This is a genomic window from Candidatus Omnitrophota bacterium (assembly GCA_013791745.1).
Classification (GTDB): Bacteria; CG03; CG03; order CG03; family CG03; genus CG03.
In genome coordinates this window covers 1-15,096 of sequence record VMTH01000036.1, presented here as the reverse complement: position 1 = coordinate 15,096, position 15,096 = coordinate 1, and the positions used below count along the sequence as shown (strand labels likewise).

The window sequence follows — 15,096 nt, the reverse complement described above, 5'->3', positions numbered from 1 at the left end:
GCAGAAGCTCAAAAGAGGCCGAGTCGCGAACACTTATAAAAGCGGTGAGTTTCAGCGCCATGCGGAGGATGGCTTTGTTGAGAGGTTTACGCACCTCAAATCCGGAATCGAGCAGAAAGACCGGTTTGGACAGCAGGGCCGATGCAAAAATCACACACGCGTAGAAAAAAAGAGACAGCGTAGATGTCTCATCCTGGAAAACACTTCCGCCGGGAAAGACGACAGCGTCTGACTTCGCGATCGAGAGAAAGACTGATAACGGTTTTGTTTTCATGCGGGGGATAGATGAGATGCTCCAGGCGCTCATGCGTGAGATGAAAATATCCCTGATCAGCTCATCGCCGAAATTGCCGTAGCCGAAATATCCGGCGGCAAATATTTTTTTGGTCACTTATGATCTATGAATTTGAAAAAGCCGTCAGCGGCGATCAATAAAGCTCCCAGCAATGCCCCCAGAGCGATACCGTTGACGGTTCTGAACAGGCATATTCCTATCGGTGAGTGTATGTGCGCGAAGGTGTTTATGATGGACACCTGGCCGATCAGCCCGAGGATGATGAGAGGCCGGAAATGTATTTTTTTTATTTTCAGGGCCTTGGCATAAAAGTAAAAACCCATTATCATCAGAGGATGTCCGACGGCGAATTCTTTAAAACGCGGGCGAGCGAAGAAAAATTTTTCAAGGGCCTCCCTCACTTCCATTTCAAAAGGAAGCACAAAACTCATCTTGTTGGAGCTTCGCAGGATCATGAGGAGCAGAAACACGGCTATGCCTATCCCGAAAAAAAGGTGCCGCACCTCGAGCCGTTTGTGCCACAATCTGCTCAGGCTTGTTGAAAAATAGCTCCTTTCACGCCCGTAAAGGATGACAAAAGCCAGGGCGGGAGGGAGTATAAGAGACAGTTTCACCCCCCTGAATGTGTTTATCTTCACCATAAAATCGGTGGATGAGAGGATCGCCGAAACGAAAACCCCGCCTAGCAGCGAGATAAATGAAACTTTCAGGAAAAGCCATAATGCTCCCGCCAGAGGTGGCAGCGCCGGTTTCGTCCATGTTTTGGATATGGCCAGCACCGGAAATGTCACCGTGGCCAGAAACGCGATAAAAAGCCGCCATGAGGTAGAAGCGGAAAAAAATATTGAGCAGGACAGAGCTATGACGACATAGGCAATTTCAAACTGGCGTCCTGTGTTGGCTATAACAGATAAGAGCCAGAGGGCTCCGGCAAGCGTCGCGAGGCTTATAAAAAGAAAGGAGTAGGAATCCCCGTTCCACAAAGGAAGAGCGGTGAATTTGCCGCTCCTGAAAGAATTCTCCGACAGGCCGCGTTTGATGGCGCCGGCGTAAGCGAGGAATTCCGAATAAGTCTCTTCGGCGGGATGGATGTAGACGAGCTGTACATTTCTTTCTCTTACGCTCCTCAGGCAGGCCTTAATTTTCACCGACGCGTTTTTGCCCTTAGGGGAAAAGCAGAGGAATGTCTTTCCGAGTTTCGCGGCCGTCTCCCCCGCGCCGGCTATCTGGGCGAACTCCACTGTGCCGAAAGCCATGTTCAGTTCCTCCGCTTCCTCGGCGAGTTTTTCGGCTGTTCCGGGGATCCTGTTTCCCGAGGGCAGAATACCGGTCAGCTTTTCATCGCCGGCCTATTTGTCGAAAAGAGTTTCAATCCATCCGTCCGTTACCAGCGGGTCATGGCTGGGCCTGAGGATATAATTGAATCCCGCCGCTTTGACCGCGTTCACTTCTTCTTCCCAGAACCCGAGCCCTATGTTTTCCACGGTGAGTTTGTCCGCGCGCGCTATCACGAGATAATAGCGCCCCGTGTAAGTGCCGACAACAGACACTCCGGGAAGTTTTAGCAGCAGCGCGGTTTTGATCATCATGCCCAGAGAGGGATTTTCGGTAAAGATATAGGTATAGCCCGCCTTGTTCGCGATTTGCTGCGACTCGAGGAAATCGGGCGAGCGGTTGAAGATGTATTTCCATTTGTTCACCTCTCTGCCGTCGGCGAGGATGACCAGCCCCCTGTCATTCAGTTCCCGGACGGTGGATTCTTCCACTCCGACGCTTGTGATCCCGACATCTTTGAGCTCGGGCATTATTTCCGCGGCGCTTTTACCGGAGATACCCGCGAGGCGCCGTATGTCGGTGAGATCTACGGCCGTCTCAATAATGTTGAGTGTTTTTTCGAGCTCTATTCTTCTGGAGAGTACAAAAATTGAAAAAGCAAAACCCAGCGAAAGAAAAAAGAATATAACGTTATTTTTTCTCATTGCGCGTTAATTACCGCCGATGGCGTCAGGGATTGCGTTTTTTTTCAATAATCTTCACCGCTTCAATAGCCATCCGTATGGCCTCGTCCACTCCCACTTTTTTCGCGATGGGCTGGTCATCATAGGTAAGGCCTATGATGGCGAGGACTTCTCCGGCGTAAACCCTTCTGATGGATGCAATGACAAAAAGCGCCGCCGATTCCATGGAGGTGGCCAGAACATTTCCCTTATACCACGCGTTCCACATTGCTCTTGTGTTCCCGCACAGAGGCAGCTCGTCCATGTCGGCCCCCTCGGTGTAGAAAGCGTCTTTACAGTGCGATATGCCCGTGTGATATTTTATTTTCAGTTTGTTGCCCGCTTCAACCAGGGCCTGCGTCACGCCGAAATCCGCCACGGCCGGATAGCTGAGGGGTATGTACTGCCGCGTTGTTCCCTCTTCGCGCACGGCCGCTGTGGAAATAACAACATCGCCCAGCCCCACCTCTTTTTGAAGTGATCCGGCGGTGCCTATGCGTATGAAAGTGTCAGCGCCGCATTTTATGAGCTCTTCAACGCAGATGGCCGTTGAAGGGCATCCAATTCCGGTGGAAGTGGTGCTTATTTTAATACCGTCGACAGTTCCCGTGAATGTCCTGTATTCGCGGTTGTTCGCGATCTCTTTCGCGTCGTCAAAATATTTCGCGATCTTTTCCGTTCTGCCCGGGTCTCCCGGAAGAAGAACATATCTTCCCACATCGCCCTTGCCCAATGCCACATGATACTCTTTCTGACTCATAGCTGTTGCCTCCCTATTAAATTAATCAACCAAAATCGGTTTCGGCGTTATGATAACAAATTGCCCCGCCTGAACACAAGCTCGATGATCTGTAATCATGGAGTTATCGCATGAGGCGATACGGTTTTGAACTTATGCGGGATTTTTTTTATTCCGGCTTTTGCCATGCCGCGCTAAACATCTTTTTTGCCGGCATTTTTCATTATAATGTCCGTATATGGTGAAAATTGACAAACATGCGCGCTTTAATGTATAAATAGTCTATATGTTTACCGCCCTTGCGGGCATCATGGAGAAATATGAATGCAGCCAGAAAATGATAATTTAAAAGACTTCAAAATAGCGCTTGGGAGGCAGGTCACAGACCTGCATAAAAGACAGACAGAGGAAACAACGAGACTGCGGGAAAAAATAGAGGCCCTGGAAAAAAGCAGGGCATATCTTCAGGCGCGCTCATCCATAGAAACAGCTAAGATCAACAGGGCTTACCGCGCCAGGCTTTCGGAGCTGGACGCGCGTGAGAAAAATATCGCGCAGCGGGAATATGCCCTCACCGAACGCGAAAAGAAAATAGACCGCGACCTGGCCGAAAAAGACAGCATCATACAGAAACTGAACCTGAGAACTGTTGAGATAGAGTCCGATCTCATGTCTGAATTCAATCAGAAGTTTCGCGCGGAGAAGCACGAACTGCAGAGAAAAGAAGATGAAATAGAGATACTGAAAAAGAATTTTTCGGCTGACCGGGAAGATTTTGAGAAGCAGATGGAATCCCTCAAATTTGAAATCCGCGCGGCCAATGATAAAAGGAAAGAAGATCATCTGGCTTTAACTTCGCAGTTTGCTGTGGAACGCGGCGAATTCGAGCGCGAGAAGTTCACGATGCAGCAGAATATAAAAGCTCTGAAAAATACGGTGAATGCCCTCAAAGACGCGCACAGGCAGACAGTGTCCGAATATGAGGATAGGCTGAAGGGCGAGGTTCTGAGGGCCTCTGAGGGGAGATCATCACTGGGCAACGCGCTGGAGGAAGCGAAAATCGAAAACGAATCCCTCCGCAGGAAACTTGATGAGCTTCGTTTATCTTCAAAGACCAGGGAAGAGGAACTTGCGAAAAAACATGACAGCATTCAGCATGAGCTCAAATCCGAACTGCAGTCAAAGACTTCGGAGAGCGCGATTCTCGTCACGAGCGTTTTGGAACTTAAAAAAATCAATGAGGATATAAAGGACTCGTACAATAACAAAATAGCCCAGCTGGAATCCGTTTCACGGTCTATGGAGATCGAGTTGCGGAATTCTTTGTCACAGGCTTCTGCCGAAAATGAACGCCTGCATGCCCAGCTTCAAAAATCAGCCTCAGGGTTCTTGGAGAAAGAGGAAATCCTTAAAACAGAAAAGGCCCTTTTGGAAAAAGATATCGTTCGTGAACGCGAAAAAAACAGGGAAATGGAAAATAAATATTCCGCCCAGTATCTCACACTCGCTGACGAAAAAAGGCATATGCAGGAGCTTCTTGAAAAAGAAATCTCATCGCTGAAAGAGAAGCTTATTCAAAGGCAGCAGGCCATGGCCTCCATTGAAACCGCCGCCGCCCGTCAGACAACAGGGTTGCAGATCAAGATCGCCGCCCTTGAAGACGCGAACAAAAATCTTCGCGGGGAGCTTTCGCGTATTGCCGAGGAATCGCGGAAACAGGAAGAGGCCGCCGCCGCAAAAATATCCGAACTTAATATGCTCGTGAAGGAAAGAGAAAAAGAATCCGCGCTGAGGTTCGCCGAACTTTCCGAGAAGAAGGCCCTGCTGGAAATGAACCTGCAAAATGAAAAGCGTGCTCACGAGGAAGGTATTGAAGATAGAGATAGAACCGTTTCGGAATTAAAGAGAGATCTGGAGTCTGCCCGGCTTGAGGGAGAGATCCGTTCTAACGCGGCCGCGAAGGAAAAGACGGAGCTCGAGAGAAATTTTAATCTTCGCGCGCAAGAGTTTAGAGACAGGATTGATGAATCTGAAAACACTATCAGGATACAGGGCGAAGCGTTCGCTGAGAAAATCAGGGAAAAGGACGCTTATTTCCAGGCGAAAGAAAATGATTGGCAGAAAGCCGTCTCGGATAAAGAAACGGCTTTATTCCAGATGCGTGATGAAATGCAGAGAAAGCTTTCTGAGAAAGAAGACTCTTATGCCGCCGAAAGTGATAAACTCCGCGCGGCTATAATGCAGAACGCCCGGAAATTCCAGGAAGATAAAGAGATGCTATCCGGAAAAATAAAGGAAGTTGAGTCGGATCTCGCCTCGGCGCTCAATGCCCACAGAAAAGAGGTGGAGGGGCTGAACGCTCTGCGCGTTTCGGAGAAAGAGGCTCTGAACAACAGGATATCCTCTTTGAACGAGAAACTGGTTATTTTCACGGGAGATCTGGAAAAGAGCAGGGTGTCGTCTTCGGAGCTCTCATCCGCGAACGCGAAACTTGCCGCTAATCTCGCCTCAGAAAAGGATGATAAACGGAATATTACGCAGTCCTTCAGCGAAAGGATTCTTGAAAAACAGGATGAGATCGCGGACCGTGACCGGCATCTCGAGCGTCTTAAAACGGATCTCGCGGATATGATGAAGGCAAAGGACAGCGAGCTCAGCCGTCTGGCGGAACAGGTCAATCATCTTTCCGCTCAGAAGAGCGAGAGCGAGGAACGGCTTATTCACGCGCGTGAAAAAATCATTTCGGAGAACAAGGCGCTGAAAGAGGAGCTTGATTCTCTGCAATCGGGCTTCAGGGAGGAAATAGCGGAGGCGAAAAAGAGGACGGATGTCCTTATGATAGAAAAAGCCGCCGAAACAGACAGGCTGAAGCAGTCCGCCGCTGCGCTCAAGTCGGAAATTGTCAGACAAAGAACCGAGTTTTCCTCCGCGCAGGATAATCTGAAAAAACATTATATGGAGCTGATAGCCGAAAAAGATAAGGCCTTTGCCTCGGCCGCGGAAAACTATGAGAAGAAGTTTGAAGAATTAAACAGCTCTCTCCTTAAAAGGGAGGCGGAAATCAAGAAAAATGAGGATGCTCTCCGCTTGAGAGGAGAGGAATTTAAAAAGGAAAAGGCCGCCGCCGCAGATTTGGCGCTGCGGGAAAAAGAAGAAATGCGCTCGCAGCTCAACAGCAGAATAACCGGGCTGGAGCAGGCCGGTCAGCTTTTGCGCGAGGAAATTAAGGGCCGAGAAAATGAATTTAACTCTGAGAAAAACGCCCTTGAGGCCAGGATAGCGGAACTGGGCGAAAAAATCACTGTGCTGAGGATAGCCAGGGAAAATGACGCCGCGAAATCAAAAGAGCAGATGGCCCAGCTCGCGAATCAGCTGAAAATACGCGATATGAAACTTAAGGATGAGACCAGGAAAAAACAGGAGGCGGCCGATGCCGCCGCCGGGGAAATGGCCGGCCTGAAAGCCGAGTCGCGCCGCAAGGCTTCGGATTATGAGAAAGTTTCTTCAAAAAGAGAGGGAGAATACGGAAAAGAAATAGCGTTTTTCCGCGATGAGATCAAGGTCCTGAGAGAGGATCTCGGGGAAGAGCGCAAAAAAGCCGCTTTGGAAAAACAGATCCTCGCGGATAATTTCGCCGAACGGCTGCGCCAGGCGGAAAATAATTTTGACGGAGACAAGATAAAATTGAATAATGAGATCCGGGAGCTGGCGGATATTAACAGGGCTCTTGAGGAGGAACTTTCCTCAATCCGCCTGCGCCTTGAATCTTTTAAATCGGGAATGCACAGTGACAATGAGGGCTTATGATGGATAAAAACAAACGCGAACCGGCTTCACTGGGCAAGCTGAAGGAAAATATGCTTTCCGAGATAGAATTTCTCAAAAACTCTCTGGATCAAACCAGGAATATCCATCAGGAAAAACTGCTTGAGGCCACGACCGCCAATATAGCTCTGCGCACGGAATTCAAGGAAAGGGAAAACAGCCTGATGGCCCGCATTCAGGATTTGCAATCGCAGCTTGAAAAGGCCAGAGACGAGTACGCCTCAGACAGAAAAACCTGGGAAGAACTCCTGAACAACAGAGAGCTCGAGAAAAATTCCCTTTATGCGGAACTCGCCGTAAAAGAATCCGAAGCGGTGACGGACCAGGAGCATGAGCGCCGTAAATTTGTGGAGAGGGAAGAGAACCTGCTCAGACAGATAGAAGCCCTGGAGAAGAATATTTCTTTTATCCGGAAGAAACAGGAAGATGATCAGGGCGCTTTACGGGCTGAAAAAGAAGAGCGTATACGGAGCCATGAGACGAAAATATCGGATTACCAGAAAAATATAGCCCAATTGAGAGAAAAACTGGACAGCCTGAGCGGCGAACTGACCTTCGCGGAAGAAGAAACAAGCCTTGTCAGGGGCGAGAATGTGCTGCGCGAGAATGAGCTTAATAACAAAATCATGGATCTGAAAGATGAGATAATTAAGCTCAAGACTTCGCTTGAGGCGGAAAGAGCCAATTATGCCGCCCAGGTGCAGCTTAAAGACAGGGATGTGAGCGATATCTCCAAAAAGTACGCCGCGGCGGATAAAGAGTTTAATGAGAGGTTATCCGATACCCGAAAACTGCAGGCGGATTCGCAAAAGCAATACGAGAAGGATCTGGCGGAACGGTCAAGGCGTATCCTGGAACTTGAGGAATCCGAAAATGTCATAAGGGCGGAATCCGTTCTGAGGGAGAATTCGCTCAGAGATGAATGGTCCGTGAGGCTTGAGAAAAAAGATAAGCGCGTAAAAGAGTTAGAGGACAAGGCCGGTGATCTAGAAACCGAGCTTGAAAACGCGAGGAATACGGCTTCAGAAAATATCAGGCAGAAAGACAATGAGATATTCGCTCTCCAGAAACAGATAGAGAAAGACAAGGCAGATTTCCGCATCGCCCTGGATTCCAAAACAAGAGAGCTTGAGGCTGTCGCTGATCAGTCCTCCGAGCAGATACGCTTTTTAAAAGGGCGGCTGGAAGAAGAAAAGAAAAATTTTGAAAAACGCATGGCTGATGAGGCCCAGCGTTTTCAGCGTCTCGCCGATGAGAAAGAGCGTGTTGCCCAGACGCTGCTTCTAAAAGAGCGGGAACTTGAGGAACTGACAAGGGAGCTCAATTCACAGCGGAGTAATTTTACATCCAAGATAGAGGATTTGAAGGTCTCCGCCGAGCGCGCGAGGGTTATGCTCGCCGGACGCGACGAGGAATATAAAAAAGAAACAGCTATTCGGGAAGAAGAGATAAGAGGCCTGGCGGATAAGATCAACGAGGTCAATTCCGACTGGTCCCGGCGCCTCAAATTCGCGGAAGAAGAGATCTTTGCTAAACAGAAAGAGAAATTCAATGAAATAGAAGATGTCAAAACAGTTCAACGCAGGGAAGAGCGCGAACTGGTGGAGAAATTCAACGCCAGGATAAACGAGCTCACGGAATTCAAATCCCTTTTTGAAAGTCAGTCCAGAGAACTGGCCAAAACTCTTGAAGAGAAGGAAAATGACATAGAGGCGCTTAAAAAAGTGCTTTCCGAAAAAGAATCCGTGATACAGGCGGCATCCCGGATGAAAGAGACGGAGCTTGCGGAAATCCGTCACAAATTTGAAGACGAGATCTTCGCCGCCCGCCGTCAGTTTGAGTCGGAGCGGGAAAGATTCCTGCAGGAGCTTAGCAAAAAAGAAGACGAAAAGAACAAGATGAGCGCCCGCGCCGAAAAGCAGATAGCCGTTATTGATGCGGCGCTGAAAGCGAGGGAAACGGAACTCGGTTTCGCGGACACGAGGATGAGGGAGCGGGAAGCGGCTCTCTCATCCGAGATAAAATCCCGCGAGATAGAGATATCGGGTCTCAAACTCGAGATATCCAAATTACAGGAAAAGCTTCGCCTGCAGCTTGAAAGTTTTTCAAGGGAAAACGAGCGATCGTCACAGGCATATTCAGAACAGCTTAGAGGCAGGGACTCTTCCTTCGCCGAGGAAAGGTCTAAACTGCTTGAGGAAACGGAGAGGCTGGAAAAGAAACTTCAGGAGATCCGCATCCACACGGAGGCTTCGGTTCGCGAACTGAATGAGATCCTTGGCGAGAAAGACAGAAAAATATCGCAGCTTAATTCTTTATATGAGAACGATAAGGCTCTTTTGGTCAAGAAGAGCGAGGAAGATACCAGGGAACTTAACGCGAGGCTTTCCGGCGCTATCAGCGAAAAGAATTCCCTGGAGATCAAAATAAACAACAGGGAAGACGCTCTGCGGGGTTTTAAGGAGATGTCTGCTGAAAAAGATCGCCAGCTGAAAGAATTTTTTGAAACGGAAAAAAAGGATCTCCTGAATAAGCTGTCGGGCAGGGAAGAAGAGATAGCGGCTCTGCAGGATAGGGTCTCCGAGATCGAGCGCCGGCGGAAGAATGAGCTTGAATCAAAGACACTTGAGTTTTTAAGGGAGAGAGACAGGCTCAGGGAAGAGGTCAGCAAGTATTACAACAAATTCACAGAAACAAGCGAGCAGCTGCAGAAAATAGACGCTGTCGCTAAAAAGGCCAATAATGACAAAGAGCTCATCGCCATCGAGTGGCAGAAACGGCTCTCGGAGCGCGAGAGCGAACTGAGGGCCGCGGCCGAAAAAATACATTCTCTGGAAAGACAGTTGGTTGCGGAAAGTGTACACGCCGAAAAATTGCAGGTTAAGGAGAGCGCGCTCAACGAAAGGGAGAACAGGATCGCCGCCTCCGAGCATTTCGCCACAGACGCACTGCTCAGGACAAAAGAGGCTTTCGCCTCGGAGAGAGAAAATCTTAACAATGCCCTTGTTAATCTGAAAAACTCCCTTGCTGAAAAAGAAGAAATTATCGGCAGATTCAGAAACGAAAAAAATCTCATGGCTGATGATCTCGCCGCCATGAAGGTTTCCTACGATGCTTTCAGCGAAAAACTCAAACAGGCGCAGTTTGACGCCGAGAAACGCGGTATTGAAATAGAGAATCTGAAAAACAGCATCAAGAGCCGCAATGAGCTTTACGAGAAAGAGAAGGCGGCGGCCGAAGCCGAGTTTTACGCCCGTGAAAACGCTGTCCGGGACGATTACAAACTGCGTGTTTCACAGGTGGGCATGGCGAAAGACTCTCTTAGCAATGAGCTGGCGACATTGCGCGCGCTTTTTGAGAGGGAGAAAAACAGCAGGGAAGACGAAAGGATAAGATATGAATCGTCTATAAACAGAAAGCTCTCTGAATTTGACAGAAAGCGCGACGAATGGCATAACGAAAGGACAGAACTGCTGGATAAATTCTATCTCACCGATGCCACGCGTAAAGAGCTGGCGATGGAAATAGAGAATTTGGAAAAAGAACTTAAAGAATCAAAAAAGGGAATACTGAAAAAAATCTTCGGATAAAGAAGCAAGGCCGTTTTTTTTATTCCATCCAGAGGACCATGATGAAGTCGGTTTTAGCGTTTGCGGGGTTACCGCCTCTGTAAAAAACCGAAAAGCCCTCATCGTCAGGGGGGTCGGTTATATCTTTTGTGCCGGCTGCCCATGAAAACCCCGTTCCGTTGCTCTTGAAATAATTAGCCCAGTCGGTTCCGGCGCCGGCCCCGGTGTATCCCCGCGGCCCCCAGCACAGAATTCCTGATTTTCTTGAATCCTGATGCGTGCAGTTGATGTACAAAAAACTGTTTCCCCACGGATCGGTCAGTATGGATTGCTCGTCGATATATTTGCCGTGCCAGTTGTCGATTCTATTATCAAAAGGCGGCAGACCGGTGTCATTATTTACCATATCCTCGTCATTTGAACTTGTTCCCGGCCGTGCGCCGGTCAGAAGATAATCCTGCCAGTCGGCTAAACCGTCATAACCGATGCCGTTGCCGACTTTAGCGCGTATCGGGAAAAGGCCGACATCGGCGTAGTACATCCTGAGGCCTATCTGCAGGACTTTCATCTGAGCTTTTGCCCTGTCTATACGGATGTTGTCGCGCAGCTGGACAAATTTCAGGCCGCCGCTTATTGTAAGTATGGCCGCGACAGCTACGATCAGCATGACTTCCGGCAATGTAAAGCCCCGCCGCCTGTTTTTAACGCGAATTGCTTGCTTCTTCATACAATTGATACTACCATTTCCGCAAAGTCTTTTCAATATATAATTCGCATTTGTTTGATAAATACCGCCAAAAGTGCTTTTTCGCTAGACGGAAAATTCTTAGCGGATAAAAAATCTAAAATTCCACAACTCGCCCCGGCTTATCGCCGGGTCTCAGACACGCGGAATTTCTTCACGATTTTTTCTCCTAAATTTTCCTATTTCGCTCAAAAGCAACTTTTGGCGGTATTTATACAGTAGTCGCCGCACTCAGGGGGTTTTGAAAATGGGATCGAGGCGGGGGATATCATGGGGAAGTTTTCCGAAGGACTGTTTCCATATCTCGGGGCTTTCCATACAGAGATAGACCTGCATATTCTGCCCGTGTTTTTCGAGCATAGCCCGGATTTTGGAAAACATTTCCATGCGTATGTATTTCAGATAGCGGTTTTTACCGTCATCGCCGCGTATGAATTCGCCGCAGAGTATTTTAGAATCCGGAAAGCGCGAATAAACAACGGGTTTTATCGTAGGGTCATACCGCAGAGCGCCGAGACTTACCCACGCGATATGTTCCGGTGATATTTCGGTGAAGAGCCGTTCTATGATTTCATTATAGGCTTTTTCCCAGCCCTCAAAATAAATCAGGGGATCAAAATGAAAAGCGACGGGATAGCCGTTCTCCGCGCATCTGGCTGCCGCGTTTATGCGTTCGAGGGGTAGGGCGGTGTCTTTTTCTTCCGTTTCAGAAAGTTCCGGGGGGTTGAGCGACCATGCCATCACGGTTCGCTCACGGTGATTCAGTTTCAGGATATTATTAACATCCGCTGATTTTGTTTTCAGCTCCAGCAGCGAATTTGTCTTCGAGCTTATCTCGATCAGGCTTTTGTTCACATTGACGACATCATCCATGAGCAGGCTGTCCGAGAATTCTCCTGTGCCTATCCTGATCGTCTGTCGGGAGGCCGCGCGTTCAAAATCCCGCAGGAAATCATCGGTATTCGCAAAAACCGTTATGGCGCGTGTGTTCAGATAGGCCTGGAGATAACAGTAAGAGCAGTCCGCGGGACAGCCGAGGATATTTTTAGCCACGAAATAATTACAGCACAAATGCCCTCTTGTTCCGGGGCATTTTTCTATAAAATTGTTTTTTTTCACCGTCAGAAAAAGGGCCTTTTTCGCGCGTGTCACTTCTTCCGGGGTGTTTTGAGGAGCGAAATAAAGCTCTTTCGCGGATGCCACCGGTATTTTCCGTGCGCTTTTGAACAGAGAGAATATTTTTTTGCTCAGGGTGAGGTTTTCCGCGTCCGGCGTGAAATATATTTCAGAGAATTTCAAGGAATTCATCAAGCTGATCCGATTTCTTTTTTATTTCATCAAGGCTTTTTTGGAGTTCCGCGATGTTTTTAAAACGTATGACGAGAGACACTTTTTTTCCTTCCATATTTTCGGGATAGTTAAGGGACAGATTCTGTGACAGCGAGAGCTTTTTGACCGCGTCTTTTAATTCATTTTCTTTTTCTGTCAATAAGGGAAAGCGCCGCACGCGCAGGGCGTGACGGACTTTTTCTGTTTTTATTTTTCTTGAGCTCCTCGCCCGAGTGATATCTTTTAAGCCGTCTATGATTTCGCCGGCCGTTATGCCGTCTTTTTTGGATATATCGACCATGTGTTGCGCGAATTCTTTCATGAGAGAGCTGCTCGGCCGGAGTTCTTCAAGGAACGCGCATGCGGCTTCTCTGCCCGTTTCGTCGAGGAAACGCAGAGAGAGCGCGGCGCCGTAACTTATTTTTTGCGCTTCTATTTTTTCCGCAAGGTCCCGGGGGAAATCAGCTGCCATATATGAGTGATATCAGGCTGTATTTAGCCCACAGCCAGGGTTTTGTTCTTTTCAGCGCGCCGCTTCTGACTATCGCGCATTTTCTCCTGAGTTCCTCTTTTGCCAAGTTTGCGCGTTCAGCGCTCAGCCCTGATTTCAGGAGTTTGACGATGGAATATATCCTGAAACGGTCCATGACCGGCTCTCTCGCCGACAGCTGGTCCGGATGCCCGCCGCGTTTTATGATCAGCTCGCGGGGAATGTAATCGATGTTATGTTCCGACGATATTCTTAGCCACATGTCATAATCTTCGCAAACCGGCAGTTTTTCGTCAAATCTCAGCAGTTCAAGCGTTTCCCTGCGTATCATGGCTGACGACGGCGATATTATGCACATTTCAAGGCACTTGCTGAAAATGTCGCCCCCTCTTTTTGAGTGACACTTCCTCTGATTTTTATGAATGCCGTTTTTCAGCCATTTTTCCCCGGTGTAGCACAGCGGCATGGAAGGATTTTTCTTCATAAAATCAAGCTGAACGGCAAGCTTGTCTTTCATCCACAAATCGTCAGAATCCAGAAAGCAGATATATTTACCGGACGATGCTTTAAATCCGGTGTTGCGCGCGGCGCTCACCCCCGAATTTTTCTGAAAAATATATTTGTCCGCTTTTAGGGGCAGGGTTTCACGGCTTCCATCGCTTGATCCATCATCGACTATAATCAGTTCATAATCGTCGCAGGTCTGTTTTCTGACGCTCGCGGCCGCCTCTAACGCAAAATCTTTTCTGTTGCAGGTTGTTACAATAACACTGATTTCAGGCATGCGTCAGTTAATTTTTTCATATCTGTTTTTATAAATTCCATCTGGAAATCGCTTATGTAATAAAAAAAACTTGTGTCTGTTCCCTGCGCGGCGAAAGCGGCGTGAGCGGTTTCCATATCCACCATATCAAAACCTTCTTCAGCCAGTTTTTCAAAGATGGTACTCTCCAAGAAAAGAGAGGGGAGTGTGTAAATGATTTTGCTCTTATCTGTCTTCGTTTGCCCGGATCTGAAAGGCCGCGCGCTTTTCCGCGGCAGTTTGCCTTCACGAAGGCTCAGTGAGAATTCCTCGAATGACGCTCCGCCGGCCCATGCCGAAGCGGAGCAGAAAGTGCCGGGGCTTAAGGACTTGTTCACGCTCCCGGCAAATCCGAAAAAGAATATTTTTTTTACCCCTGATTCTTTGAGAAACAATATACAGTCAGCGGCCCTTTCACCCGTGCCGCAGTCTATAACGCACAGTTCTTTTCCGGCGAGGCTGCCTTTCCAGCCTTTCCACCAGCCAGGCGTGCTGAAATGGGAAAGGCCCGTCAGCTCGTGTGCCAGTTTTTTCGCGAGAATGCCGATGGGTGTTATAAGCGCAGCGCACCCGCAGCAATTTTCTCCGAATTCAGTCACAGCCCATCTGTCCTTCCGGTTTTTTTCTGAGTTGTTTCTTTTCCGATTTGATCCTTTTCAGCAGCAGTACCTTTTCTTTCGCTTTTTTTGACCTCCGGTTTTTTTGTTTTCTGAGTTTATGGATTTTTTGCGCCTTTTCACTCTTCGCGCCCTTGATTCTCTCTTCTATCTTATCTGCGAGTATTCTTCTGGCGAAAAAGCGGTTGCTCTCCCGGAGCCTGTCCGCGGAGCATTTCACCATAATACCGCTGGGGATGTGTTTGAGGAATACGCATGAGGATGTTTTGTTGACCTTTTGCCCGCCATGGCCCGAAGCGCGGGTGAATTTTTCCTCAAGATCTGTTTCCTTTATGCCGAGTGCGGCGAGCCGTTTTTCAAGAGCCGTGACTTTATTCGTGTTTATCATCTTAATTAGGTTCATTTACCTTATTGGGCAATGCAGGATTCGCCCACAAGTAATCCGCCTGACGGCGGATTCTCGCGGGCCGCCCCTCGCGGCGCTCGCCTTCCCTTCGACTTCGCTCAGGAAAACTCGCGCATCGCTGCGGTCTTCGAATCCCGACGCAAGCCAAGCAGTTGGCTTGCTCAGCATACTTAATTGGGCAATGCAGGATTCGCCCACAAGTAATCCGCCTGACGGCGGATTCTCGCGGGCCGCCCCTCGCGGCGCTCGCCTTCCCTTCGACTTCGCTCAGGAAAACTCGCG

At 48.6% G+C, this 15,096-nt stretch carries 12 protein-coding genes; 2 read left to right on the top strand and 10 right to left on the bottom strand.

The genetic code is table 11. The annotated features are described in order from the left end of the window. From FP827_01610 to udp, 4 genes are all read right to left on the bottom strand, one after another. On the bottom strand, window positions 1-391 hold a 391-nt coding region (locus FP827_01610; protein MBA3051781.1), incomplete at its 3' end, for a hypothetical protein. Further along, window positions 388-1,551: a hypothetical protein gene (locus tag FP827_01605; GenBank protein MBA3051780.1), complete on the bottom strand. Its 1,164-nt coding sequence runs from the start codon at window positions 1,549-1,551 to the stop codon at window positions 388-390. The genes FP827_01610 and FP827_01605, both read right to left, overlap by 4 nt. A 93-nt stretch (window positions 1,552-1,644) precedes the next feature. Next, the gene (locus FP827_01600) at window positions 1,645-2,274 is read right to left on the bottom strand and encodes a hypothetical protein (protein MBA3051779.1); all 630 of its coding nucleotides are present in this window, start codon (window positions 2,272-2,274) and stop codon (window positions 1,645-1,647) included. 25 nt (window positions 2,275-2,299) lie between these two features. Beyond that, entirely contained in the window at window positions 2,300-3,052 is a 753-nt protein-coding gene (udp, locus tag FP827_01595) for a uridine phosphorylase (GenBank protein MBA3051778.1), read from the bottom strand. Window positions 3,053-3,355: 303 nt separating this feature from the next. Between udp and FP827_01590 the strand changes: the two genes are divergently transcribed. Next, window positions 3,356-6,838, top strand: coding sequence for a hypothetical protein (locus FP827_01590; protein MBA3051777.1), 3,483 nt, complete (start codon window positions 3,356-3,358; stop codon window positions 6,836-6,838). Next, entirely contained in the window at window positions 6,835-10,446 is a 3,612-nt protein-coding gene (locus FP827_01585) for a hypothetical protein (protein MBA3051776.1), read from the top strand. Before FP827_01590 ends, FP827_01585 begins: the two co-directional genes overlap by 4 nt. A 19-nt stretch (window positions 10,447-10,465) precedes the next feature. Here FP827_01585 and FP827_01580 read toward each other — a convergent pair whose 3' ends face one another. From FP827_01580 to FP827_01555, 6 genes are all read right to left on the bottom strand, one after another. After that, window positions 10,466-11,152 (bottom strand): hypothetical protein, encoded by a 687-nt coding sequence (locus tag FP827_01580; protein MBA3051775.1) that lies wholly within the window; start codon window positions 11,150-11,152, stop codon window positions 10,466-10,468. A gap of 249 nt (window positions 11,153-11,401) precedes the next feature. Further along, window positions 11,402-12,469, bottom strand: coding sequence for a DNA photolyase (locus FP827_01575; protein MBA3051774.1), 1,068 nt, complete (start codon window positions 12,467-12,469; stop codon window positions 11,402-11,404). Beyond that, entirely contained in the window at window positions 12,456-12,971 is a 516-nt protein-coding gene (locus tag FP827_01570) for a hypothetical protein (GenBank protein MBA3051773.1), read from the bottom strand. Before FP827_01570 ends, FP827_01575 begins: the two co-directional genes overlap by 14 nt. Continuing rightward, a complete protein-coding gene (locus tag FP827_01565) occupies window positions 12,961-13,773 on the bottom strand; it encodes a glycosyltransferase family 2 protein (protein ID MBA3051772.1) in 813 nt (270 codons plus the stop codon). The genes FP827_01570 and FP827_01565 overlap by 11 nt, the downstream gene beginning before the upstream one ends. Further along, window positions 13,749-14,390 carry a hypothetical protein gene (locus tag FP827_01560; protein MBA3051771.1) on the bottom strand — a complete coding sequence of 214 codons (642 nt, stop codon included), beginning with the start codon at window positions 14,388-14,390 and terminating at the stop codon, window positions 13,749-13,751. Before FP827_01560 ends, FP827_01565 begins: the two co-directional genes overlap by 25 nt. Further along, window positions 14,383-14,796: a peptide chain release factor-like protein gene (locus FP827_01555; protein MBA3051770.1), complete on the bottom strand. Its 414-nt coding sequence runs from the start codon at window positions 14,794-14,796 to the stop codon at window positions 14,383-14,385. Before FP827_01555 ends, FP827_01560 begins: the two co-directional genes overlap by 8 nt. Window positions 14,797-15,096: the final 300 nt, after the last annotated feature.

Coding starts and splice junctions, on each gene's coding strand:
- udp (MBA3051778.1), bottom strand. CDS start 3,052: ATGAGTCAGAAAGAGTATCATGTGGCATTGGGCAAGGGCGATGTGGGA.
- FP827_01580 (MBA3051775.1), bottom strand. CDS start 11,152: ATGAAGAAGCAAGCAATTCGCGTTAAAAACAGGCGGCGGGGCTTTACA.
- FP827_01565 (MBA3051772.1), bottom strand. CDS start 13,773: ATGCCTGAAATCAGTGTTATTGTAACAACCTGCAACAGAAAAGATTTT.
- FP827_01590 (MBA3051777.1), top strand. CDS start 3,356: ATGCAGCCAGAAAATGATAATTTAAAAGACTTCAAAATAGCGCTTGGG.
- FP827_01600 (MBA3051779.1), bottom strand. CDS start 2,274: ATGAGAAAAAATAACGTTATATTCTTTTTTCTTTCGCTGGGTTTTGCT.
- FP827_01585 (MBA3051776.1), top strand. CDS start 6,835: ATGATGGATAAAAACAAACGCGAACCGGCTTCACTGGGCAAGCTGAAG.
- FP827_01555 (MBA3051770.1), bottom strand. CDS start 14,796: ATGATAAACACGAATAAAGTCACGGCTCTTGAAAAACGGCTCGCCGCA.
- FP827_01605 (MBA3051780.1), bottom strand. CDS start 1,551: ATGGCTTTCGGCACAGTGGAGTTCGCCCAGATAGCCGGCGCGGGGGAG.
- FP827_01570 (MBA3051773.1), bottom strand. CDS start 12,971: ATGGCAGCTGATTTCCCCCGGGACCTTGCGGAAAAAATAGAAGCGCAA.